Genomic DNA, 21,732 nt, shown 5'->3' with positions numbered 1-21,732 from the left:
CTCAGCGGCTGGCGCGGCGCTTGAGCAGCCGCATGAAGCCGCCCAGCAGCGGAATTTTCTCGTACAGCTCTTCGGCCGCGTCCCAGTAGTCGCGGTGCATGGTCACGCGCCCGTCCGCGCCGAATTCAACGTGCGAGGCGCCGCGTATGGTCTGCCTTCCATGCAGGCGCCGCATGCGGAAGCGCAATTCCCAGGTCAGGAAACCCTGCCCGCCTTGCACCAGGCTTTGCTGCACCAGGAAGCGCGGCTCGGCCACTTGCTCATACATGTGCTCGAAAATGCGGATAATGGCGTCTTGCCCGCGCACTTCGTTGAAAGGGTCCTTGAAGAACGCGTCCGGCGCATACACGTCGCGCACCTGGCCCAGCGCGCCCGGCTCCAGGGTTTCGTAGAAGCGCACCAGGCGCTGCATGGATTGATGCTGTTGTTCGTTCATAGTCCGGTCACCTTGCGTACGATGCAGAAGTAGGCGCTGTAGGGCAGCAGCCTTAACAGGCGCAGGCTGTTGCTGAAGCGGCGCGGGAAATGGATGTGGAAGCGGCCGCGCTCCAGGCCGCGCACCAGCGCCTGCGCCGCCGCTTCAGGCGTCATTAGCGCCGGCATGGCGAAGTCGTTGCCTGCCGTGAGCTGCGTGGCCACGAAGCCCGGGTTAATCTGGTACACGCCGATGCCGCGCGGCGCCAGGTCCAGGTACAGCGTCTCGGCCAGGTTGATCAGCGCGGCCTTTGTCGGCCCGTACGCCAGCGCCTTCGGCAGCCCGCCATAGCCCGCCACGGAAGCCACGATGCCGATGCCGCCGTTGCCCTGTTCCAGCAAAACCGGCAGCACCGCGTCGAGGCAGTTGTACACGCCGCGCAGATTCAGGTCCAGCAGGCGGTTGGCCTGCTCCAGGCTGAAACCGTCCGCGCGCATGGCGTGGTAGCCGCCCGCCACCACCAGCACCAGGTCGATCCGCCAGCCGTGGCGCAGAATGCGCTCGCGGGCGGCATGCACGCTGGCCGCATCGGTGATATCGAGCGGCGCCGCCAGCGCGCGCGCCTGTCCCTGGCACAGCGCATCCAGCAGCGGCGCGCGGCGCGCGGACAGCGCCACGTCCGCGCCGCGTTCCAGCAGCAGCCGCGCGGTGGCCGCGCCGATGCCGCTCGATGCGCCGATGATCCACACGCAACGGCCCTGCCAGCCGCTTATCGGCCTATTGAGCGCCATCGCCGTCCTTCTGTTTGCTGAACGACAGCGTGACCGAGCCAAGGTTGATGCCGAACTTGCTCATGGCGGCCCGGTTCAGCATCACGTTTTCGTCGATCATGAACATCCAGTCCTCGAAGTCGACATTGACTGTCTTGCCGTCCACTGGCAGCGCCAGCACGTAGTTCCAGCGCAGCGCGTTGCCCGCCACCACGCCCTGCGCTTCGCCCACCACGTCCGCCGCCGTGCCGCTGTAGCGCCCCGGGCCGGTCTTGCGCAAGGTCCATACGCGGCGCTGGCGCGTGCCGTCGGCATACAGGAACTCTTCGTCCAGCGTGCCGGTGTCGCCCTGCCAACTGCACAGCATGGTGACCGTGAAGCGCTTCTTCACCGTGCCGCTGCGGTCCTGGAACATGCCGTAGGCAAGCACGCGGCCGTTGAAATAGCGCTGCACATCGAGCACCGGCGTTTCCGCCGCGTAGCGGGCAGGTTCCGGAGCGGCGCAGCCGGCCAGCAGGCCGCCGAACAGCGCGCTCACGGCGGCGCCGGCCAGGCAGGCGCGCAATAGTTTCACCCTCATGCTTCTCTCCCGTTCAAGTTTTTCAGGCTGCCCTTGGCGGCGCGCATCAGCATCATCCAGGCCAGCAGTTTCAGTCCGCAGGGCAGCAGCGCGTACGCGGCGGCCAGGGCGCCTGTGCCTTGCGGCTCCAGCCCCGCCGCGCCGCCGGGCTGGTAGCCGACCAAGGCAAGCAAGGGCAGCGTGGCGCCGGCGGCCAGCGCCAGCGCGAGCTGCGCGCACCAGTTCCACCACGCGAAGTACGGCGCGGCCGGGGGTGCGCCGGCCACGGCAGGTTCGGCGGCTTCGGCATGTTCGCCGCCGGCCCGCCCTGATGCCGCAATCAGGCCGGCCAGCAAGGCCGGCGGCAGCGCCAGGTCCGCGCCCCCGGCGATCCCGGTCAGCACGCAGATGGCGGCAAACGCGGCGCCGTCCCCCGGGCCCAGCGCGTATGCCCAGATGAAGATCAGCGCCGACAGCAGCATGCCGGCCTGCCATGCGGCGACTTCTCCCCAGCGCCGCGCAAGGAAAGACCACAGCGGCATCGAGGCGGCAGCGGCCAGCAGGTACAGCACCAGCAGCGGCCCGGCCCAACCGTCCGGCAGGCGCAGGCGGTCGGCAGCGAAGAATACGAACAGCGTGGCGGGCACCGCGCCTGCCAGTGCGCTCACAGCGTAGACGGCGAACAGCGCCCTGAAGCGCGGCTCGCCCCACGGCGCGGCCAGGGCGGCCAGACCGTTGGACGGCGCCCCGGGTTCAGCGCCGCCGGGCCGGGGCGCGCGGCGCAGCAGCAGCCACGCGGCGGGCAGCAGGCAGGCGCAGAACACCAGCGCCAGCGCCCCATAGCCAAGCAAGCCGCTGCACCCGGCCGCCAGCACGGCGCCTAACAGGCCGCAGCCTTCGCGGGCGGACATCAGGCGCACGCGGCTCGACGGCCGCGTTGCAATGGCAGCACCCCAGCTCTGGTGCGCTATGGTGGCCAGGCCGTAGCCCAGATACACCAGCATCAGCGCGGCGGCGAACCATGCCAGCAAGCCGCCGCCGGATAGCGCGGGCGGATGGAACAGTGCAACGTAGCCGGCCAGCAGCGGCGGCAGCGACAGCGCCGCATGCCACGCATAGCCGCGCCGGTTGTGCGCCATCCACCAGCCGAACAGCGGATCGGCCAGCGCAGCGAGGACGCGCACCGCGAGCAGCACCGCCCCCACTTGCGCCAACGCCAGGCCGCCGCCGCGCACGTACAAAGGCGGGGCAAACAGATATACGGGCAGCGCCACCATTGCCAGCGGCAGCGCGAACAACGCGTAGCAGGGAACCGCCGGCCACGCCAGGCAGGAAGCGGCGTCCCGGCCGACGGCGTGCGGGCGCTGCGATTGATGCTGCGATGGATGCGGGGATGGATGCGGCGGAGGCCGAGGCGGGCGCGTGCTCATGGCGTGGGCGCCGCGTTGCGCAGCAGCGCCTTGCGCAGCGACGGCGCCGTAGTGCGGGGCGAGAGCCAGATGGCGAAGAAGGCCTGGGCGAATTGGTCATCCATCGCGTCCTGGCGGCCGGCCAGCGGCGCCCCGTTCAGGTAGAAGCGCACGCCCTGTCCCGGCATATAGCGGCCGGCGATGCGGTCGTGGTCGCGGACGTCGGGGAACAGTCCGCGCATGACTTCCAGCCAGGCCTTGCGCTGCGCCTCGCTGCCCACGCCGATTTTCTCCATCTGGGCGGCGCTGGCTTCGGCGATACGGTTGCCCTGCAAGGCGCGCGCGTAGCGCAGCTCCAGCACGAACGGCGCGGCGCCCGGGTCGCTGTCGCGGTAGCCCTGCGGCCCCACCCAGAGGCGCGCATCGTAGATCAGCAAGCCGAAATAGCGGTAAGCGCCCTCGCCTGCCAGCCGCAACGGCTGCAGGTCCTCCACGATTGCCAGCGGCACCGGCGGCGCTGCCGCCGCAGCGCCTGCGCCGGCAGCCAGCATGCCGCCTGCCAGACTGCCGGCTGCCAGCAGCCGCGCAGCCCATGCCCATGTCCATGCACGCGCATGCGGCCACGCCCGCCCGGGATCCATGTCAGTCCTTCACCAGGGTGAATTGCACCACGTCGGTATTGCCCGCTTCGAAGGCGCCTTCGCAGTAGGCCAGGTAGAACTCCCAGGTGCGCATGAAGCGCAGGTCGAAGCCGAGCGGCTCGATGTGCTCCCGCTCGTGCAGGAAGGCAGCGCGCCAACGGCGCAGCGTCTCCGCGTAGTCGCGGCCGAAGCGCAGCTCTCGCTCGACCCGCAGCCCGTGCTGCGCCGCGTGCCGCCGGAACACGGCTTGCGACGGCAGCATCCCGCCGGGGAAAATGTATTGCTGGATGAAGTCCGTGCCCTTGCTGTAGCGCTCGAACAGCTCGTCAGCGATGGTGATGGTTTGCACGCACGCGCGCCCGCCCGGTTTCAGGTTGCGTGCCACGCAGGCGAAATACTCGAGCCAGTACTGCTGCCCCACGGCTTCGAACATTTCGATGGAAGCGATGGCGTCGTACTGGCCGGCGGCGTCGCGGTAGTCGCACAGCTGGAGGTCGGCCAGCGCAGTCAGCCCCTCCCCGGCGGGCCCCGCCGCAGCCAGCCGCGCCTGCGCGTAAGCCAGCTGTTCGCGTGACAGTGTCAACCCCGTCACATGCACGCCTGCCCGCGCCGCCGTCTCGGCGAATCCGCCCCAGCCGCAGCCAATCTCCAGCACCCGCGCGCCCTCTGCCACCTGCAGCTGCGCCAGGATGCGGCCGTACTTGGCCGCCTGCGCCTGCTCCAGGCTCATGTCCGGCTCCAGGAAGAGCGCGCTGGAATAGGTCATGGACGGGTCCAGCCAGCGCTGGTAGAAGGCGTTGCCCAGGTCGTAGTGCGCGTGGATGTTCTTCCTGCTGCCGCGCCGCGAGTTGCGGTTCAGCAGATGGCGTACGCGGTACAGCAGGCTCCCCCACCAGCTGCCATACACCAGCGACTCCAGCTCCGCGCGGTTGCGCGCCAGCAGTTCTACCAGGCCGGGCAGATTGTCGGTGCTCCAGTCGCCGGCGATGAAGCTCTCGGCCAGGCCGATGTCGCCCGAGCGCAGCACGGCGCCGCACAGCTTCCAGTTCGCCAGTTGCAGCGTGATGGGCGCTGCGCCTTCGCCGTACAGCGCAGTGGCGCCATCGGGCGATTGCAGCAGCAGCGCGCCGTGGCGGATGCGGGACAGCGCCGCCAGCAGCACGCGCGCCGCGGTGGGAAGCCCTGGATTTGCAGCGGGCCGCCCGGCGCCGTGCGCGGACGATGCGCGCTTCAGGACGCAGCCTGTCATCGGCAATGGGGTAGTCATTTCGAAATTTCCTCTGTGGGTGCTGCGGGTTTGCTAAAGAAGGGAGCGCGCTTGCACCACAGGCGCAGCGCCTGCCAGTGGATCCTGGCCATCACGCCCAGCGTGAGCAGCGGATGCGTGGCGCAGGCGCGCAGCACGGCGCCATCGCTGAGCGGCTGCGCCGTGCCGCTGATGCTGGTGGACAGCGCCAGTTCGCCGCCGTCCAGGTAGTCGATGCAGGCCAGCTGCCGCTCGCCCCGGGCGCTGCCCTCCGCCTTGCCCTGCGCGCGCACAAAGCGGAAGCGGTAGCTGCCGCGCAGCGGCAGGAAGGGCGACACGTGGAATGACTTCTCCGCCTGCAGCAGGGCGCCATTGCCGATGGCGCCACCGTTCTCCAGCAAATACATATGCCGCTCGCCGAAGGTATTGCGCACGTCGCACAGCACCGCCCGCAGGCTGCCGTCGGCACGGTGGCAAAACCAGAACGACACCGGATTGAACAGATAGCCGAGCACGCGCGGCATGGTTTGCAGCCATACCTGCCCGTCAGCGTCGCGCACGCCGTGCCGCTGCAGCAGCGCAGTTATCCACGCGTGCAGCGGCTGCGTGCCGTCGCCATGGTCGGCATCGTGGAAAGCCAGCAGGTTGAACCGGTTGCGAGAGAACCAGCGCAGCGCCGGCAGGCCGTGCGCCAGCGCATGCACCGGCACGCGCAGATAGAACACGCCGTAGCTGAACGCATTGCGCACCGGCCGCAAGCGCTTGTGGCGCACCTGTCCCAGGCACAGCTGGATAGCGTCGGGTTCCTTATGCGGCATGGCTCAGCACCGATTTCTGCACCAGCGCGGTGGCCGCCTGCAGGCCGGACTTCAGCCCGTCCTCGTGGAAACCATAACCAGTCCAGGCGCCTGCGTACCAGACATGGCCCTCGCCCTGCAGCAACGGCAGGCGCGCCTGCGCACTCACTGCGCGCTGGTCGAACACCGGGTGCGCATAGTCGAAGCTGGCCAGCACGCTCCCCGGCGCCGGCGCCGCGATCGGATTGAGCGATACCATCACCGGCGTGGTGAACGGCAGCGGCTGCAGCATATTGAGCAGGTAGTGCACGCACACGCGCGGCTCGCCATATTCATCTTCGCCGCCCTGGTAATTCCAGGCCGACCAGGCTTTGCGCCGCGCAGGCAGGCAACTGCTGTCCGTGTGCAGCACGGCGCGGTTGGACTGGTAGCGGATGGCGCCGAGCACCTCCCGCTCGGCCTTGCCGGGCCGTTCCAGCAAAGCCAGCGCCTGGTCGCTGTGGCACGCCAGCACCACTTCGTCGAACATCTCCGTCCCGGTATCGGTGCGCAGCGCCACCGAGAGCGCTCCGCCGCCCGGCATGGGCCGCACCAGCCGCACCGGCGTGTTCAGGCGGCGTTGCGGTATGCCGTCCAGCATGCGCCGCACGTATTCGCGCGAGCCGCCCGCCACAGTGCGCCATTGCGGGCGCCCGCTCACTTGCAGCAGCCCGTGGTTGTGGCAGAAGCGCACGAAGCTTGCCAGCGGAAACTCCAGCATTTGCCCGGTCGGGCAGGACCAGATGCAGGCCGCCATCGGCAGCAGGTACCAGTCGCAGAAGGCCTGGCCGTAGTTATGCAGGTCGAGGTAATGGCCGAGCGCGAGCTTGCCCGTGGCGGCCAGGCCGCTGCCCGGCGCGCACTCCGTGGCCAGCGCGGTGGCGGCCCGGTTGAAACGCAGGATGTCGCGCAGCATACCGAGGAAGGCGGGCCGCAGCAGGTTGCGGCGCTGCGCAAAGACCGTGCCCAGGTTGGCGCCTGCCCATTCCAGCTGCCCGCCGCCCAGCGGCAGCTTCACCGAAAAGGACATGTCGGTGCCGGCCGTCTCCACGCCCAGGTCGGCGAACAGGCGCGTCAGATGTGGATAGGTGGTGTTGTTATAGACCAGGAAGCCGGTATCGACGCCGTGGGTCACGCCGTCCAGCGTCACGTCGACAGTGTTGCTGTGTCCACCGAACCAGCCGCCGCCCTCGTACAGCGTCACGTCCTGGCCCAGCTGCGCCAACCGGTGCGCGCACGCCAGCCCGGCAATCCCGGCCCCCACTACGGCTATCTTCATGACTCTGTCCTTGTGTTGTAGGAATGAACTGCATGCCTACCGCAACATTACGGACAACTACGGGTCAAGTCCAGAGATCCCCGGCTAAAACGATTACATTTCCAGTTCAATTGCGGGTCATTGCAGGCCTGAGATAGACTGCGGTACGGCTGCCGGCAGCCTGCGCCACCTCGGCCGGCACGCCCGCCGCCACGATGGCGCCGCCGTCCTCGCCCGCGCCGGGGCCGACGTCGATAATCCAGTCGCTATCGGCCAGCACCTGCATATGGTGTTCGACCACCACCACCGTATTGCCCGCATCGACCAGGCCATGCAGCTGCGCCAGCAGCCGCTCGATATCGGCCGGGTGCAGCCCCGTGGTCGGCTCGTCAAGCACGTACAAGGTGCTGCCGCGCCCGGTGCGCTGCAATTCGGTGGCCAGCTTGATGCGCTGCGCCTCGCCGCCGGACAGCTCGGTGGCGGGCTGGCCCAGCCTGAGGTAGCCCAGGCCAACTTCGCGCAGCACGTCCAGTGCGCGCCGCAGCGGCGGCTCGCCGGCGAAAAACTCCCACGCCGCGTCCACCGTCATGCCCAGCACCTCGGCCACGTTGCGTTCGCGGTAGCGCACTTCAAGCGTCTTGGCGTTGTAGCGCGCGCCGTGGCACACCGGGCAAGGCGCGTACACACTGGGCAGGAACAGCAGCTCCACCATGACGAAGCCCTCGCCCGCGCAGTTGTCGCAGCGGCCCTTGGCTACGTTGAAGGAAAAGCGGCCGGCATCGTAATGGCGGGCGCGCGCGGCCTTGGTAGCGGCGAACAGCTTGCGCACATGGTCGAACAGGCCGGTGTAGGTGGCCAGGTTGGAGCGCGGCGTGCGGCCGATGGGCTTCTGGTCCACCTGCACCAGGCGCCGCAAGCCGCCAAGCCCCGCCGCTCCGCCCGCGATGCGCCCCTGCAGCACGCCGCCTGCGCCGGAGCCGCCGCCAACGCTGTCGCCATCGGCGGCGGCCATGCCCATGCCCAGGAACGGATCGTCGCCCTCGTCGGCCGGCGCGGCATCCTGCCCCAGCTGCGCGGCCACCAGCTGCACCAGCGCTTGGCTCACCAGGCTGGACTTGCCCGAGCCGGACACGCCGCTCACGCTGGTGAGCACGCCGAGCGGAAAGTCCGCATCCACGCGGCACAGGTTGTTGCGCACCACGCCGCGCAGCTTGAGCCAGCCGGCCGCCTTGCGCAGCGCCCTGGCCGGCCGCGCGGCCTTGCCGAACAGGTAGCGCGCCGTGTGCGACTGCGCCACCTGCTCCAGCCCCGGCGGCGGCCCGCTGTACAGCACGTGGCCCCCATGCTCGCCCGCCTGCGGCCCCACGTCGACGATCCAGTCCGCGCGGCGTATCACGTCCAGCGCGTGCTCCACCACGAACAGCGAGTTGCCCGACGCTTTGAGCCGGTCCAGCGCCCGCAGCAGCGCCTCGGTGTCGGCCGGGTGCAGCCCGGCGGACGGCTCGTCCAGCACATACACCACGCCGAACAGGCTGGAACGCACTTGCGTAGCCAGGCGCAAACGCTGCAGCTCGCCCGGCGACAGGGTCGGCGTGCTGCGGTCCAGGCTCAGATAGCCCAGCCCCAGGTCCAGCAGCACCTCCAGCCGCGCCGCCAGGTCCTGGGCGATGCGCTGCGCAACGATCGCCTTCTCGGGATGCAGCGCCGCTGCGCGCTTGCCCCCGGCCGGCGGCCGTCCTTCCGCGTACGGCTGCAGCAGCCCGGCCAGCCGCCGCAGCGGCAAGTGCGCGATGGCGCCGATATCCAGCCCCGCGAACGTGACCGACAGCGACTCGGGCCGCAGCCGCTTGCCGCGGCAGGCCGGGCACTCGGTGCTGACCATATACTGCGCCGCGCGCTTCTTCATCGACGCGCTCTCGGTGGTGGCGAAGGTTTGCAGCACGTATTTGCGGGCGCCGGTGAACGTGCCCTGGTAGCTCGGCGCCTCCTTGCGCTTGAGCGCGCGCCGCGCCTCGGCCGGCTCCAGGCCCGCATACACCGGCACCGTGGGCTGCTCGTCCGTGAACAGTATCCACTCGCGGTCCTTGCGGCTCATTTCGCGCCACGGCTTGTCCACGTCGTACCCCAGGGTCACCAGGATGTCGCGCAGGTTCTGGCCGTGCCAGGCGGTGGGCCAGGCGGCCACCGCGCGTTCGCGGATGGTGAGACTGTCGTCCGGCACCATGGACGCTTCGGTGGCTTCGTACACGCGCCCCAGCCCGTGGCATTCGGGGCATGCGCCTTGCGGCGTGTTCGGTGAGAACGATTCGGCATACAGCAGCTCCTGCCCCGGCGGATAGTCGCCGGCGCGCGAATACAGCATGCGCAGGGAGTTGGACAAGGTGCTGACGCTGCCGACCGACGAGCGCGTGGTGGGCGCGCCGCGCTGCTGCTGCAGCGCCACGGCGGGCGGCAAGCCTTCGATGGACTGCACCTCGGGCACCGCCATCTGGTGGAACAGCCGCCGCGCATAAGGCGACACCGATTCCAGGTAGCGCCGCTGCGCCTCCGCATACAGCGTGCCGAACGCCAGCGACGATTTGCCCGAGCCGGATATGCCGGTGAACACCACCAGCGCGTTGCGCGGGATGTCCACGTTCACGTCCTGCAGATTGTGCTCGCGGGCGCCGCGCACGCGCACGTAGCCCTGGTCCGCCCCGCCGGGTATCGCCATATCGCCTCCTTGTGAAACGCCAGCCTGCACGGCGGCACGCCGCGCGTCTGTGCGCAAGCGAACGGTGGCGGAGGGAGGCTTGCGGCCTTAGCCCTGCGCTTCGATGCGCTTCAGGCGCTGGCCGTGGATGGCCCACACGCAGTCGGCGCCGTCCACGCTGCCGAACAGCGCCCAGCCTGTGCCGATCTTGCGCACGTCAATCGGCGTTTCCAGTTCCTTGGCCAGCTTTTCGGCCCACATGCGCGCGGCGCCCTGGCCCTTGAAGAGTTCATTGCCTTCGAAGATAACGGTGGCGTCGAATACCGGCGCGGCGAAAATGGTGTTCATGGCGGATCCCCTATCAAATGCCTATCAAATGCCCTATCAATATGCGGCGCATTCTACACCGCCGCGCCGGCCCGCTGCAGCAGCGCGGCGCAGCGTTCGGACAGGTGCGTCAGTTCCAGCCGCTTGCCGGCCTTGGCATAACGCTCGCTCAGCGCTTCCAGCGCGGCGATGGCCGAATGGTCGGCCAGGCGCAGGTGGCGGCAGTCCAGCACCACGCGCGCCGGGTCGGCGGCCGGCGCAAACAGTTCCTGGAAATGCGTGGCGGAGGCGAAAAACAGCGTGCCGCGCGGGCGGTAGCTGCGCACGCCCGGCTCGGCGTCGTCGACCTCGGCGCTGATGTCGCGCGCGTGCTGCCAGGCGAAACTGAGCGCGGCGATGACCACGCCGCACATGACCGCCACGGCCAGGTCGGTGGCGACCGTGATGGCGGTGACGGCGACGATCACCAGCGCGTCGTGGCGCGGCACCTTGCCCAGCACCCGCAGCGAGCCCCAGGCGAAGGTCTGCTGCGCCACCACGAACATCACGCCCACCAGCGCCGCCAGCGGAATGCGTTCGATCCACGGCGACAGGAACAGGATGAACAGCAGTATCATGCCGCCCGCCACCACGCCGGACAGGCGCGTGCGCCCGCCGGAGCCGAGGTTGATCATGGTCTGGCCTATCATGGCGCAGCCGCCCATGCCGCCGAACAGGCCGGAGGCCACGTTGGCCGCGCCCAGCGCCACGCATTCGCGGTTGGCCTGGCCCCGGGTGCCGGTGATGTCGTCGGTGAGGTTGAAGGTGAGCAGGGTTTCCAGCAGGCCGACCATGGACATCAGCACCGCGTACGGCAGGATGATGCGCAGCGTTTCCAGCGTCATCGGCACGGCGGGCAGGTGGAAGGCCGGCAGGCCGCCGGCGATGCGGGCCATGTCGCCCAGGGTGCGGGTGGGCAGGCCGAGCAGCGCCGTCAGCAGGCCCACGCCGGCGATCGCCGCCAGCGCCGGCGGCACGGCTTTGGTCACTTTGGGCAGCAGCCACACCACCGCCATGGTGAGCGCCACCAGGCCTGCCATCAGCAGCAGCGGCGCGCCCTGCAGCCAGTGGCCGTCCAGCTTGAAGTGTTCCAGCTGCGCCCCGGCGATGACGATGGCCAGGCCGTTGACAAAGCCCAGCATCACCGGGTGCGGCACCATGCGGATCAGCGATCCCATGCGCAGTAGGCCGAACAGCGCCATCAGCAGGCCGCCCAGCACCACGGTGGCCAGCAGGTACTGCACGCCGTGCTGCGCCACCAGCGCCACGATCACCACCGCCATCGAGCCGGCCGCGCCGGAAATCATGCCCGGACGGCCGCCGAACAGCGCGGTGATGACGCAGATAAAGACGGCGCCATACAGCCCCATCAGCGGGTTGAGCTGGGCCACCAGGGCGAAGGCGATGCACTCGGGCACCAGGGCGAAGGACGTGGTGAGCCCGGCCAGGAGGTTGTTGCGGATAGTGTTCATGGTTGCTTGCGGATGGTGGGCAGCGCGGAAACAAAACAGCCCACGCTGGGTGGGCTGCTGCAGGGTGCCGCAAGTATACCAGAGACAAGGGGCGGCTTACGCCTCGGGCCCTGACTGCGCAGCCATACCATGGCGCCCAGGCCGGCGAAGCGAGGCCCATGCCGAAGCGCATGGATTAGGACATTTCTATGTGCGCTTGCGCACTGACATGCCCGCCTCCAATGCGCGACGATGGTGTCCTACAGGGAGAACGCCATGAAAAACGGAACCATACAGCAAGCCACTTTCCGCAACTTCATGATAGAGGCGACCGCCGTGCAGATGGGCACGGAATGGCGGCCGCAATTCCGCGTTTCCCGGGGCAACCGAAAGACCAGCTGGTGCACGCCGCGCGTGAGCGCCTTCGCCGACAGCGCGCTGGCGGTGGACGCGGCCATCCAGCACGCCAAGCTGGAGATCCAGCGCGGCTGGGGGAGCTGCTTCGCCTAGCTGCTTCGCCTGGCTGATTGGAAAGCCGCCCGGGCAGCCTGCCCCGCCGCCGCTACTGCTGCCTGCGCTGCGCCTTCATGGCCGCCTTGTTGCGGTACATTTCGGCGTCGCCGTCGGCCAGCATGCGGGCGATGGTGTCGTGCCGCTGCGGCTCGAAATCCACCTGGCCCACGCTGAACACGATGTCGTAGCCGCGTTGCTCTTCCGCGTTGCGCCGCGCCAGCGCCGCCCGCAGCCGCTCGATGGCGGCCTGGGTGTCGGTCTGGCTCGCGTCCAGCAGCAAGGTGACGAACTCGTCGCCGCCCATCCGGCCGATCAGGTCGCTGTTCCGGAACACATGGCGCAGCACTTCGGAAAACGTCACCAGCGCGCGGTCGCCTTCGGCATGGCCGCGCGTGTCGTTGATCTGTTTGAAATGGTTGAGGTCGAAAAACAGCAGCGAGGCGGCCTTGCCGAGCCGGCGGCACACATGGATGGCCTGCTGCGCCAGCATTTCGAAACCGCGCCGGTTGGACAGCTTGGTCAGCTCATCCATGGTGGCCATCTGCACCGCCGCCATTTCCTGCTGCACCATGGTGGCCAGATCATGCAACAGAGCAATATCCTCCTCGTCCAGCGTGCGCGGCACCTGGTCCAGCAGGCACAGCGTGCCGAGCTTGCAGCCATTCGGGGCATACAGCGGGCAGCCGGCGTAAAAGCGCACATAGGGTTCGCCCAGCACCAGCGGGCTGTCGTGGAAGCGCTCGTCGAGCAGCGCGTCGGGCACCTGCATGATGTCGTCGCCGAGGATGGCGTGGCTGCAAAACGACACTTCGCGCGGCACCGGCGCGCCCAGCGGACCGGGGTCCGAGCAGGACAGCGCAAACACGGCGTGCTCGCCCACCAGCGTGACCTTGGCGACCGGCACCCGGAACAGGCGTTTGGCCAGCCGGGTGAGGCGGTCGAAGCGCTCCTCCGGGCTGGCGTCGAGCAGGGTCAGCGCGTTGAGCGTGGCGACGCGCATCGCTTCATTCGGTGGCATGACAGACGCTAGCATGGTCCCTCCGTGTTTCTGACATCCTAGCGAAAATGCAATCCGGCCACAACAGTTTCCGCGAATGCGGCCTTGGTCAGCGGCCGGCGCGCGGCCAGCAGGCGGGCAAGCAGGCGCTGCAGGTGGCGCAGCAGCTCGGGATGGCGCGCGTCGCGCGGGTGCAGGCCGAGGCGCACCAGCGGCTGGCCGGCCTGCAGCGGCAGCAAGGCGTCCAGCGCCAGCCGCGAGCAGCAGCGCCCGGCGCGGTTGCGGGCCGCGTAATGCAGCGACAAGGCCGGCAGCGACAGGGCCGGCAGCGGCGGCGCGTCCAGGGCGGCAGGCCGATGCAGGCAGTGGAAATGGCGCAAGGTGGTGGTGTAGCGCAAGGGCGTGCCGCGCAGCGCGGTCCAGGCGCCCTCGCCCAGCAGCCAGGCCGGCGCCACGAAACCGTGCAGCGGCCAGCCGCGTTGCGCGAACCAGTCCCGGCCCAGATCCAGCAGCCGCTGCGCCGCCTGCGCGTCCAGCGCGGCAAACTCGCCCTCGCGCTGCGTCCACATCCGGCGCAGGAACAACTGGCGCGGCGTGCGCGGCGGCGGCCCGGCGTCCAGGTGCACGTAGCCGTGCAGCGCCAGTTCGTGGCCGCGCGCCAGCACGCCTTCCAGGGCCGCCTCGTACCGCGGCGGCGAGGCCGCGTCGCCGTGGTAGCGCGGCACCACCAGCCAGGTCAGCGGAATATCGGCCACCGCCTGCACCGCCTGCCACAGGCGCAGGCAGTCCGGCCAGGTGGCGGGCGCCACGTCGTGGATGGACACGCACAGCGCGCGCGGCTCAGCGGCTGGCACAGGCGTCTCCGGGCGCCAGCAAGGCCTGGTAGCGTTCCAGCAGCTGCGGCAGGATGCGGCTCCAGTCGTAGCGCGGGCAGGCCGCGCGCCGAGCCTGCTCGCCCATCTGCGCCACGCCTTGACGGTACAGCGCCTCCACGCCTTCGCACAGCGCGGCGGCGCTGCCCGGCGCCACCACCACGCCGGTGCCGTGCAGCAGCTCGGCCACGGCGCCGCCGCTGGTGACCACCGCCGGCACGCCGCAGGCCATGGCTTCCAGCACCACCAGCCCGAACGTTTCGCGGTCGCCCGGATGCACCAGCGCGTCGCAGCTGGCCAGCAGGCGCGCCAGCGCGCGCGGGTTAGGCTGGAACGGCAGCTCCGTTACCGCGCCGCAGCGGCGCCACACGCGGCCGCCCACCATCAGCAGGTGATAAGGCGCACCCAGCCGCTTGACGGCGGCGGCCAGCACGTCCAGGCGCTTGCCGGCGCTGAAGCGGCCCGCATACACCAGCAGCCGCGCCGACTCCGGCAAGCCCAGCTCGGCGCGCAGGCCGGGATCGCGCCGCTGCGGCGAGTAAATGGCGGTATCGATGCCGAGCGGCTGCTGCGCGGCGTGCAAGCCCATGCCTTCCAGCCGCTGCACCATGGCCGCGCTGGGCGCAAGCAGCAGGTCGCATTCGCGATACAGGCGCTGCAGGTAACGGCACGCCAGCCGGCCCGCCTCCGGGCCGAAGCGGCGCCGCACCAGCTGCGGCAGGTCGGAATGGAAGAAGGCCACCACCGGCACCTGCAGCCGCTGGCCGACGCGCAGCGCGGCCCAGGCACAGGGCCCGGCGTCGCCCGCCTCGATCAGGTCCGGTTCCAGCGCAGCGAGCACGCGCGCGGCGCTGTCGGCCGAACTCGGCAGGCGGTAGCCGCTCAAACCCGGCAAGGCCAGGCCCGGCAGCGCCGCCGTGTACGGCGGGCCGGCGCTGGCTATCCTGCCGGCATGACGCGACAGGTTGGGGCTGGCGATGGTGTGGCGCACGCCGGTGTGGCCATGCAGCCAGCGTGCCTTGGCGTCCAGATAGGTGCTGACCCCGCCGCCGGCGCCCCCGTACAGCATTGTTACATCGACCACATGCATAATGCCCTCCAGCCAACTGTGCAGCTTCGACCCGGCGGCGGCCAATTCGTTCCACGCCCATCCATGTTAGCGGACCGTGTCTGCGGACTATGTGTGCGGGCTAACGGAAGCGCTGCGTGCAGGGCGCCATGCAGGCCTGGCAACCTCCTCCGCCACGCCGAATCAATACGGTGCTGGGCGTGGCCGCCATGGCCTATTTGGCCGTGGCGCGGGTGAAGCCGAACTCCTTGGCGAGCGCGTAGTCCTGGCCGTAATAGATGGATTCGATCAGCCAGCCGGTCTTCTTATCGTAGCCGAAGTTGTAGTCGGCGATGCGCACCGGACTGGCCCAGGTGCAGCGGCTTTCGTCGAATGCCGGCGCAGGGATGTACTCGTTGCCGCTGCTCTTCTTCATGTCGGTCAGCAGCGCCACCTCGTAGTCGCCCGCGCCCACCTGGAACAGTTCCGCGTAGTTGCTCAGGAAGACGGGCCGCGTCACAATCAGCGGCTTGTCGCCGCGCATGGGCGAAAGCAGCTTGAGCGGGAAGCGCAGGAATTTCACGGTCTGCTCGGCTTGGCCCTGCAGCATGGCGCTGCGGAAACCTTGCCATGCCGTGCGCAGGGCTGCCGGGTCGGGCCGTGCGCAGCCGTCCGCAGCGGCGGCGGCCGGGGCGGCCGGGGCAGCGTGCGCGGACAGGGACAGCGCCAGGCCGCCGGCCAGGACCAGCGTGCGCAGCGCGGAGCGTACAACGTATTTCATTTGATCTTTTCCTTTTCGGTGGGCCAGCGATACGATACCAGATGGGTCGCCGCGCTGTCTGCCGCGTCTACCGCCCAGCCGGCCGCCTCCTTCACCTGGTCGGAGTAATTGCCGCTGATGAGCTGGACCGCCTTGACCATGCGGGTCTTCTTGCGCATCTTGCCGGTGCCCTGCCCCTTCTTGTCCTTGATTTCCTCCTCGCCGTCCGGCACCCGCAGCTGGCCCATGCCGGTGTAAAAGCCGACGTGGTACTTGACCGGGTTGGCCGCCCGCGTGACCACCGTGATGGCGCCGTAGCGTGGCTCCGTGAGTTCCTGGCCCCAGTTCACCCAGGAGTCGGCGGCGGCGCTGTCCGTACCTTTGTAGCCGGCCTGCTCCATGCACCAGTTGGCGAACGACGAGCACCACGGGGTGTTGTCGTCGCGCGCCGCGTCCCGGTTCAAATCGGTGGACTGCAGATAGCGCACGATGTCCTTGTTGTTGTACTGCTCCTCGGCCTTCAGCATGGCGGCATCGGCCGTGTCATAGGCTGCCTGCTGCCTGGCCACTTCGGCCTGCAGCGCCGCTACCACGCCTTCGTCGGGAGCTTTTTTCTTCTTTTCCTTGGCCAGGTCCGCTGTCGCCTTTTTCTTCCCGGCGGCGGCTTCGTCGCGCAGCTTTTTCTGCGCCTTCCAGGCCGGGTCGCTGCTGTGGCGCTTTTCCACCAGCTCCACCTTTTCAGCGCCCTCCTTCTTCTGCTCCTTGATCGCGATCGGCATCCAGGCGGCGTCGCCGGCCGCCGGCACGGAGGCCACGGCGGTGGCGGTAGCGGTCTTGACTTCGCCTTCGGTCTTGGGCTTCTTGATTTCCTTGTTCGGCAGGCTGCTGCCGATAACCTGGGTGCGCGCAGGCGCAGGCTGGGCTGGTGCCGGGTCGCTCAGCGGTGAAGCGGTCAGCTTGGGGCGGGTCTGGAATTGCTTGATATAGGCGAAGGACGTGTGGAACACAAAGTTCCAGCCCAGGTCGCGCTTGATTGCCAGCTTGATGTCGTCGAAGGTGATTTCGCGGCCCGGGCTGGGCTGGACGGCTGGCTGGCCGCCCTTTGCCGCAGCCTCGAATACATTGCCGATAGCGGGCTTGCCCGCCGCCGGGGCAGGCGGTTTGGCGGCTGCCGGCGCCTGCGGCTTGGCGGGAGGCGCGGCTGGCGGCGCAGCGGGCGGCGCGGCAGGTGGCGGAGTCGGCTGCACCGCCTCGCCGTCGCGCGGACGCAGTTCGTGCTGGTTGCCGTCTTCCGGCATCCCGTCCTTGCCCACCGCCTCGTTGTAGGCTTCCACGTCGAGGCGTGGAATCAGGATGACCACCGGGTCTTGCGTGTCGGTGATGATCTCCGGCAGTTTGCCGTCCGCATCGGTGGTGATCTTGCGCAGTTCCAGCTCCCACTCGATGGAATCCGGCGGCGCATCGTAGCCGGCCCACTCGCGGGTTTGCGCGTCGGCGGTGGCAACGTCGGGTTCGGGTGCTGCCGGCTGCGCAGGCTCAGTCGAGGATGCTGGCACTGATGCATGCGCGGCCTCGGACACCGACGCGGGCGTCGACGCTGGTGTCGGCGCGGGCGTGGGTGCGGACGCGGCGGCTGCTGGCGCGGCGGCAGGCTTTGGTGCAGGTGCAGATGCGGTTGCGGCCGGCGGCGGCGCGGGCGGCCCGGCAGGTTTCGGCTTCTTCACCACCGCATACGCCGTGCGCCCGCCCATCGGCTTGCCCATCACGTCATTCAGCTGGACTACCAGCCCATGCGCGGCATTGAGGATACTCTCGAGGCGTTCCGCCTCATCCACCACGGTCTTGGAGTCCTTGTATTTCGGATTCGCCTTCAGCTCTTCGAACGGCTTGGCCACCCAGTTCTCGCGCTTACCCTTGGGCGCCAGATTCTTGCGGGTGGTGAATTCGCCGTAATGGTAGCGGTAATAAACCAGCGGCTCATACTCGCCCGCAGCGGAACCGTAATCCTTCTGCGTTTCCTGCTTCAGCTTCAAAAAGTACGACAGCCCCGCCTTGATATTGGCGCGCGCGTCAAAGCGGTTGCTGTCATTCAGGCCGTAAGTCTTGCCTGTCCCGTCCTGCATCTGCGCGATGCCGGACGCCGAGCTTTTCGGGCTGGCCGCATCCGGATTGAACTCCGACTCCCGCTTCGCGATCGCCAGGTAATAGGCGATATCGCGGTTGTTGAAGTTCATCCGGCGGCCTTCCTCGATCAGGATGTCGATCACCTTCTGCTGCACTTCGGGCGGCACTTGCGGCCCAAGTCGGCCGGTGCCGGACAGCGCCTTGCTCTTGTCTATCGGCTCATTGAAGTGCGTCGTCATTGCGCATCCTGCCTGTCATCCCGCACGGGCGTGTTCAGATCCAGCTCAGGTATCCTGGCCCAGCTGCCTTGTGCCTGCTCCAGGCTGCGACGCTCCGCCTTGGACGCCATCCAGCGCCCGCCGAAGCGTTTCCAGCGGCCGTCGAGGCCCATCACGCCGTCGGTTTCGCAAGTGTCGCAACCGCCGCCGGTGCTCAGCTGAACGTGCAGATATTTGCGACCGCCGGCCGGCACGCAGCGCAGCGTTTCGGCGAAATGGAAGTCGTCCTCCACCGGCTCGTACTGCAGCAGATCACCCCTGGCCGGCTTCCTGCCGGCCTGCGTGATCTGCACCTCGGCGCGGGAGCAGCCCTTGGTGCGCTCGGCCACCACGCCGGGGCCGCTGTCCAGTTCACAGTAAGTACGCACCGTCACGCGCGCGCCGCCGCAGTCCATCTCGTGCTTGTACCAGGACATCTCGTCCGCCTGCGCCAGCGCGGTGCACGGCCACAGTGCGGCCAATAGTATCGATTTCATTTTCATAGCGTTTAATCCTGCGAGAACCAGCTGTTCACGTCGTCCTCATCAATTTTGGCGCGATGGAACTTCTCGTTGTGTTCCAGCGTGACGGTGACTTTTTCCTCGGCGCGGGTGTTGATCACGCGGGTGTGGCCGTCTTCGCTGGTCTTGCCGAAGAAGACCTTGCCGTCTTCGCGCACCTTGCGATACAGCTTGCCCGCGATGGCCGCGCCGCTGGCCTTGTCCAGGATCTGGAAATGGCCCGCGTACAGTTTTTCGTTCGGCAGCTCCGGCAGCACAGCCTTGCTTTGCTGCGGACCGGTCAACTCCTTCTTGCTGGCCTTGAAGGCGACCGTGCCCGGCGCCAGCAGCTCGATGTTGCCGCCTTCGAGCTTCAGCGACGCGCCTTGCGCCGTCAGCAGGATGTGCTTCTTGGCGGTGACATTGACGCTCCGGCTGGTGCTGGCAACGGTGATGGCGCGGTCCGCCGTCAGGCGCGTGGCGTCGCCCTGGCTTTGCATGCTGACCTTGCCGTTGGCGGCGTGCAGGCGGATACCGGTCTCCTGGTTGGGCTTCGCGGCGGCGCCGGCCTTCCCGTAGGTGAACAGGCTGATGCCGTCGCGCACCGTGTGCAGCGCGTTCGCCTGCGCGGCGAAGTTGATGTCCTGCGCGGCGGTGATGCTGCTGCCGCCGGCGGCAGCCAGAACAGCGTCGGCCGGCGTGAGCGCGGCGATGCCGGACGGCGAGGACAGCTGCAGCAGCGCGTCGCCGAAAGCAGCCGCCCGGCCCGCGCCACCGCCCGCCGCGCCGCCGGATGCGGTGCCGTCCAGCAGCTTGGCGGTCCGCGCCATCTGCGAGATAGCCGGCAATTCATCCGGCTTCGGTTCGGCGTCGCCTTGCGCGGTCTTGATGCCCGCCTTGTGCGCCTGCGCCGTCTCGGCCAGCGACACTTGCAATTGCTGGCTGGCGGAAGTCTGCGACTGCGCCTCGCGCGCATCCATCTGCCCGCCCGCACCGCCGTTGCGCGCGTCGGCCGACAGCAGCAGGCCCTTGGCGGCCCGCAGCGCGGCGCTGTGCTCTGTCTTCAGCTCCGCGCCGAAACCGGCCGGCTGCAAGCGCTGGTTGTCGGTCTGGTGGCGCAGCTGGCCCAGGTTCAGCTCCGCCGTGCCGCGATGCGGCTCCGCGTGGTGCTGCAGCGCCACGCGCGGCTGGCCGGCGCTGTCGTCGAACACCAGCTGGCTATACGCGCCGCTGCCGCCCTGGCTGGACTGCATGGACTGGCTCTTGATGCCGGACAGCGCGGCCGGATGCGCGTGCGCCGCTTCGCTGCCGGGGAACCACGGCGGCGCATTGCCGGTGCTGGCGCCGCCACCCTGCGCCAGCTGGTTGTGCTGCGCGTTGTCCTGCCCCTTGCCGTTGTATACCGTGCCGATGACCACCGGCCGGTCGATATTCCCGTCCAGGAAATCGACCAGTACTTCCTGCCCCACGCGCGGCACGGCGTTGCCGCCCCAGTTGGCGCCCGCCACCGGGGCCAGCGGGGTGGCCACCCGCACCCAGGTGCCGGCCTGGTCGTCGCCGGGTGCGCCGGTGTGGCCGTGCGGGGACGGATGGGCGAGCCGGCTGTGTCCCGCGTCGCCCCGCTGCCAGTGGAACTGCACCTTGATGCGATGGTCGCGGTCGGTATGGATGACGGCGCCCGGCGGGCCCACCACCACGGCCGTCTGCTGGCCGTTGACGGTGGGGCGCGGGTGCAGCAGCACGCCGTGGCCGTCGGTGAGGCGGGCGCGGTAAGACACGCTGCTGCGGATGGCGTCTACCCGGTTGCGGTACAGCGGCCGCTCGGCGATGCTGCGGCCGGCCGCGTGCAGGCTGGATGCCTGTTCGTCCTCGATGGCGGCCGACAGCACGGCGCGGCCCAGGCGCTGCATGGCGCCGGCATTCAGGTCCGCGCTCAGGTTGTTGTGCATCATGTGCACTACGCGGGTGATCAGGAAATCGGCTGCATCGCCGCCGTCCGGCGCGTGATCCTGCAAAGTGAAGGTACTGCCGGGCGCCAGTGCGCGCACCGTGCCCGCGCCAATGTACACCTCGCGCGAGGCCTCCAGCGCCAGCAGCTGGTTCTCGGCGATGCGCTGGCCTTGCGCGCGCGAAGTGTAGGCGTAGGCGCCCGGCACGTCACTGATGGCCAGCAGCGCGCCGCCCTGGGCCGAACCATCGGCGCTGCCCGTGGCCGCCACGTCGCGCACGTCGCGCGTGCGGTAGTCCCAGCTGCGCAAGTTCACCGCGTTGGTTTGCAGGCGCGATTCGCAGCGCCAGCGGTCCATGCTGTCCTCCCGCATCACCGCGCCCGGCTGCGTGAAGCGCACCGTCGCCTGCGCATTCGGCTTGAAACCGCTGTTGTCGCCCGCGATCACCATCTGGTGGCTGCCCAGGCTGGGGCTGTCCGGGTCGGCCGTGTGGATGAAGTAGTGGAACAGGCCTTCCTCGGCCATCAGCCGCTCGGCGAACGCCAGGTCGCTTTCCTGGTACTGCGTGGTCAGGCTGCGCACCGGGTGGATGCTGCGGTCGGCCACGTCGAAGCGCCACGACGGCGCCAGCCTGCCCTGCCCGTCCCAGGCCGCGAACACCGCGTCCAGGATGTCGAATACCGACTTGTCCTGGAACACGCGGCTGTCGCGGTTGCGGGCCAGGAAGGCGGTCCACGGCGCCAAGGTCAGCGTGTAGCGCGCCAGGCCGCCGTTGGCGCCGTTGGCTTCGGCCGCCACCACGTGGCCGTGGAAAGCGCGCGGCTGGTCCGCTGCGGTGGTCTGGAGCTCCAGCAGCACCGGCTGGCCGATCAAGGCGCGCAGCGGCACGGCGGCGTCCTGCGACAAGGCCGACACGGTGAACGAGAAGCCGCCGCCCAGCGACTCCTCGCCGCGCACGCATTCGGCCAGCAGCCGGTCCGGTCCCAGGGGCGTGGTCAGGCGCAGCAGGCGCGTGGCCTGCGTGAACGCGCCGGCAAGAATAGCGGGAGAAATTTGTTCCAACACGGAA

At 69.1% G+C, this 21,732-nt stretch carries 19 protein-coding genes; 1 reads left to right on the top strand and 18 read right to left on the bottom strand.

Features of this window, described 5'->3' with window-relative positions; translation table 11 throughout:
* Nucleotide 1: 1 nt before the first annotated feature.
* The 11 genes from AC56DV_RS11775 to AC56DV_RS11725 form a co-directional block, all read right to left on the bottom strand.
* The gene (locus tag AC56DV_RS11775) at nucleotides 2-436 is read right to left on the bottom strand and encodes a nuclear transport factor 2 family protein (RefSeq protein WP_496314461.1); all 435 of its coding nucleotides are present in this window, start codon (nucleotides 434-436) and stop codon (nucleotides 2-4) included.
* Nucleotides 433-1,206, bottom strand: coding sequence for an SDR family NAD(P)-dependent oxidoreductase (locus AC56DV_RS11770; protein WP_496314460.1), 774 nt, complete (start codon nucleotides 1,204-1,206; stop codon nucleotides 433-435). Before AC56DV_RS11770 ends, AC56DV_RS11775 begins: the two co-directional genes overlap by 4 nt.
* Complete coding sequence (locus AC56DV_RS11765; RefSeq protein WP_496314459.1) at nucleotides 1,193-1,765, bottom strand: DUF3833 domain-containing protein; 573 nt, start codon at nucleotides 1,763-1,765, stop codon at nucleotides 1,193-1,195. The genes AC56DV_RS11770 and AC56DV_RS11765 overlap by 14 nt, the downstream gene beginning before the upstream one ends.
* The gene (locus AC56DV_RS11760) at nucleotides 1,762-3,174 is read right to left on the bottom strand and encodes an MFS transporter (protein ID WP_496314458.1); all 1,413 of its coding nucleotides are present in this window, start codon (nucleotides 3,172-3,174) and stop codon (nucleotides 1,762-1,764) included. The genes AC56DV_RS11765 and AC56DV_RS11760 overlap by 4 nt, the downstream gene beginning before the upstream one ends.
* A complete protein-coding gene (locus AC56DV_RS11755; RefSeq protein WP_496314457.1) occupies nucleotides 3,171-3,704 on the bottom strand; it encodes a chalcone isomerase family protein in 534 nt (177 codons plus the stop codon). Before AC56DV_RS11755 ends, AC56DV_RS11760 begins: the two co-directional genes overlap by 4 nt.
* Nucleotides 3,705-3,795: 91 nt before the next feature.
* Nucleotides 3,796-5,061 (bottom strand): class I SAM-dependent methyltransferase, encoded by a 1,266-nt coding sequence (locus AC56DV_RS11750; protein ID WP_496314456.1) that lies wholly within the window; start codon nucleotides 5,059-5,061, stop codon nucleotides 3,796-3,798.
* Complete coding sequence (locus AC56DV_RS11745; RefSeq protein ID WP_496314455.1) at nucleotides 5,058-5,858, bottom strand: DUF1365 domain-containing protein; 801 nt, start codon at nucleotides 5,856-5,858, stop codon at nucleotides 5,058-5,060. The genes AC56DV_RS11750 and AC56DV_RS11745 overlap by 4 nt, the downstream gene beginning before the upstream one ends.
* Nucleotides 5,848-7,155, bottom strand: a complete 1,308-nt coding sequence (locus AC56DV_RS11740; RefSeq protein ID WP_496314454.1) for an NAD(P)/FAD-dependent oxidoreductase — start codon at nucleotides 7,153-7,155, stop codon at nucleotides 5,848-5,850. The genes AC56DV_RS11745 and AC56DV_RS11740 overlap by 11 nt, the downstream gene beginning before the upstream one ends.
* Before the next feature lie 106 nt (nucleotides 7,156-7,261).
* Nucleotides 7,262-9,847 carry an excinuclease ABC subunit UvrA gene (locus tag AC56DV_RS11735; RefSeq protein WP_496314453.1) on the bottom strand — a complete coding sequence of 862 codons (2,586 nt, stop codon included), beginning with the start codon at nucleotides 9,845-9,847 and terminating at the stop codon, nucleotides 7,262-7,264.
* A gap of 87 nt (nucleotides 9,848-9,934) precedes the next feature.
* Nucleotides 9,935-10,174, bottom strand: a complete 240-nt coding sequence (locus AC56DV_RS11730) for a hypothetical protein (protein WP_496314452.1) — start codon at nucleotides 10,172-10,174, stop codon at nucleotides 9,935-9,937.
* 53 nt (nucleotides 10,175-10,227) lie between these two features.
* Nucleotides 10,228-11,664 (bottom strand): SulP family inorganic anion transporter, encoded by a 1,437-nt coding sequence (locus tag AC56DV_RS11725; protein WP_496314451.1) that lies wholly within the window; start codon nucleotides 11,662-11,664, stop codon nucleotides 10,228-10,230.
* A gap of 255 nt (nucleotides 11,665-11,919) precedes the next feature.
* On the opposite strand from AC56DV_RS11725, the gene AC56DV_RS11720 reads away from it, so the two are divergent.
* Nucleotides 11,920-12,153 (top strand): hypothetical protein, encoded by a 234-nt coding sequence (locus AC56DV_RS11720; RefSeq protein ID WP_496314450.1) that lies wholly within the window; start codon nucleotides 11,920-11,922, stop codon nucleotides 12,151-12,153.
* A 52-nt stretch (nucleotides 12,154-12,205) separates the two neighbouring features.
* Here the strand turns inward: AC56DV_RS11720 and AC56DV_RS11715 are convergent, their stop codons facing one another.
* The 7 genes from AC56DV_RS11715 to AC56DV_RS11685 all read right to left on the bottom strand — a co-directional run bounded on the left by AC56DV_RS11715 (nucleotide 12,206) and on the right by AC56DV_RS11685 (nucleotide 21,728).
* On the bottom strand, nucleotides 12,206-13,189 hold the full coding sequence (locus AC56DV_RS11715; RefSeq protein WP_496314449.1) for a GGDEF domain-containing protein: 984 nt from the start codon (nucleotides 13,187-13,189) through the stop codon (nucleotides 12,206-12,208).
* A gap of 23 nt (nucleotides 13,190-13,212) precedes the next feature.
* Nucleotides 13,213-14,007, bottom strand: coding sequence for a DUF2334 domain-containing protein (locus tag AC56DV_RS11710; protein WP_496314448.1), 795 nt, complete (start codon nucleotides 14,005-14,007; stop codon nucleotides 13,213-13,215).
* Nucleotides 13,994-15,115, bottom strand: a complete 1,122-nt coding sequence (locus AC56DV_RS11705) for a glycosyltransferase (RefSeq protein ID WP_496314447.1) — start codon at nucleotides 15,113-15,115, stop codon at nucleotides 13,994-13,996. The genes AC56DV_RS11710 and AC56DV_RS11705 overlap by 14 nt, the downstream gene beginning before the upstream one ends.
* Before the next feature lie 193 nt (nucleotides 15,116-15,308).
* Nucleotides 15,309-15,854 (bottom strand): hypothetical protein, encoded by a 546-nt coding sequence (locus AC56DV_RS11700; protein ID WP_496314446.1) that lies wholly within the window; start codon nucleotides 15,852-15,854, stop codon nucleotides 15,309-15,311.
* Nucleotides 15,851-18,196 carry a TIGR02594 family protein gene (locus AC56DV_RS11695; protein ID WP_496314445.1) on the bottom strand — a complete coding sequence of 782 codons (2,346 nt, stop codon included), beginning with the start codon at nucleotides 18,194-18,196 and terminating at the stop codon, nucleotides 15,851-15,853. Before AC56DV_RS11695 ends, AC56DV_RS11700 begins: the two co-directional genes overlap by 4 nt.
* Nucleotides 18,193-18,711 carry a hypothetical protein gene (locus tag AC56DV_RS11690; protein ID WP_496314444.1) on the bottom strand — a complete coding sequence of 173 codons (519 nt, stop codon included), beginning with the start codon at nucleotides 18,709-18,711 and terminating at the stop codon, nucleotides 18,193-18,195. The genes AC56DV_RS11695 and AC56DV_RS11690 overlap by 4 nt, the downstream gene beginning before the upstream one ends.
* Nucleotides 18,712-18,722: 11 nt before the next feature.
* Nucleotides 18,723-21,728, bottom strand: coding sequence for a type VI secretion system Vgr family protein (locus AC56DV_RS11685; RefSeq protein ID WP_496314443.1), 3,006 nt, complete (start codon nucleotides 21,726-21,728; stop codon nucleotides 18,723-18,725).
* Between the last annotated feature and the right edge of the window lie 4 nt (nucleotides 21,729-21,732).

The sequence above is a fragment of the Massilia sp. BGA-UO-ETr-WB1 genome (assembly GCF_059567845.1).
Note: the sequence above shows the minus strand (reverse complement) of the source record. Positions and strands in the feature narration are given on the sequence as shown.

What these genes read in the sequence shown, in the direction of transcription:
- AC56DV_RS11730 (WP_496314452.1), bottom strand. Translation starts at nt 10,174, where the DNA reads ATGAACACCATTTTCGCCGCGCCGGTATTCGACGCCACCGTTATCTTC.
- AC56DV_RS11770 (WP_496314460.1), bottom strand. Translation starts at nt 1,206, where the DNA reads ATGGCGCTCAATAGGCCGATAAGCGGCTGGCAGGGCCGTTGCGTGTGG.
- AC56DV_RS11750 (WP_496314456.1), bottom strand. Translation starts at nt 5,061, where the DNA reads ATGACTACCCCATTGCCGATGACAGGCTGCGTCCTGAAGCGCGCATCG.
- AC56DV_RS11775 (WP_496314461.1), bottom strand. Translation starts at nt 436, where the DNA reads ATGAACGAACAACAGCATCAATCCATGCAGCGCCTGGTGCGCTTCTAC.
- AC56DV_RS11705 (WP_496314447.1), bottom strand. Translation starts at nt 15,115, where the DNA reads ATGCATGTGGTCGATGTAACAATGCTGTACGGGGGCGCCGGCGGCGGG.
- AC56DV_RS11765 (WP_496314459.1), bottom strand. Translation starts at nt 1,765, where the DNA reads ATGAGGGTGAAACTATTGCGCGCCTGCCTGGCCGGCGCCGCCGTGAGC.
- AC56DV_RS11760 (WP_496314458.1), bottom strand. Translation starts at nt 3,174, where the DNA reads ATGAGCACGCGCCCGCCTCGGCCTCCGCCGCATCCATCCCCGCATCCA.
- AC56DV_RS11715 (WP_496314449.1), bottom strand. Translation starts at nt 13,189, where the DNA reads ATGCTAGCGTCTGTCATGCCACCGAATGAAGCGATGCGCGTCGCCACG.
- AC56DV_RS11690 (WP_496314444.1), bottom strand. Translation starts at nt 18,711, where the DNA reads ATGAAATCGATACTATTGGCCGCACTGTGGCCGTGCACCGCGCTGGCG.
- AC56DV_RS11720 (WP_496314450.1), top strand. Translation starts at nt 11,920, where the DNA reads ATGAAAAACGGAACCATACAGCAAGCCACTTTCCGCAACTTCATGATA.
- AC56DV_RS11755 (WP_496314457.1), bottom strand. Translation starts at nt 3,704, where the DNA reads ATGCTGGCTGCCGGCGCAGGCGCTGCGGCGGCAGCGCCGCCGGTGCCG.
- AC56DV_RS11745 (WP_496314455.1), bottom strand. Translation starts at nt 5,858, where the DNA reads ATGCCGCATAAGGAACCCGACGCTATCCAGCTGTGCCTGGGACAGGTG.
- AC56DV_RS11695 (WP_496314445.1), bottom strand. Translation starts at nt 18,196, where the DNA reads ATGACGACGCACTTCAATGAGCCGATAGACAAGAGCAAGGCGCTGTCC.
- AC56DV_RS11725 (WP_496314451.1), bottom strand. Translation starts at nt 11,664, where the DNA reads ATGAACACTATCCGCAACAACCTCCTGGCCGGGCTCACCACGTCCTTC.
- AC56DV_RS11735 (WP_496314453.1), bottom strand. Translation starts at nt 9,847, where the DNA reads ATGGCGATACCCGGCGGGGCGGACCAGGGCTACGTGCGCGTGCGCGGC.
- AC56DV_RS11700 (WP_496314446.1), bottom strand. Translation starts at nt 15,854, where the DNA reads ATGAAATACGTTGTACGCTCCGCGCTGCGCACGCTGGTCCTGGCCGGC.
- AC56DV_RS11740 (WP_496314454.1), bottom strand. Translation starts at nt 7,155, where the DNA reads ATGAAGATAGCCGTAGTGGGGGCCGGGATTGCCGGGCTGGCGTGCGCG.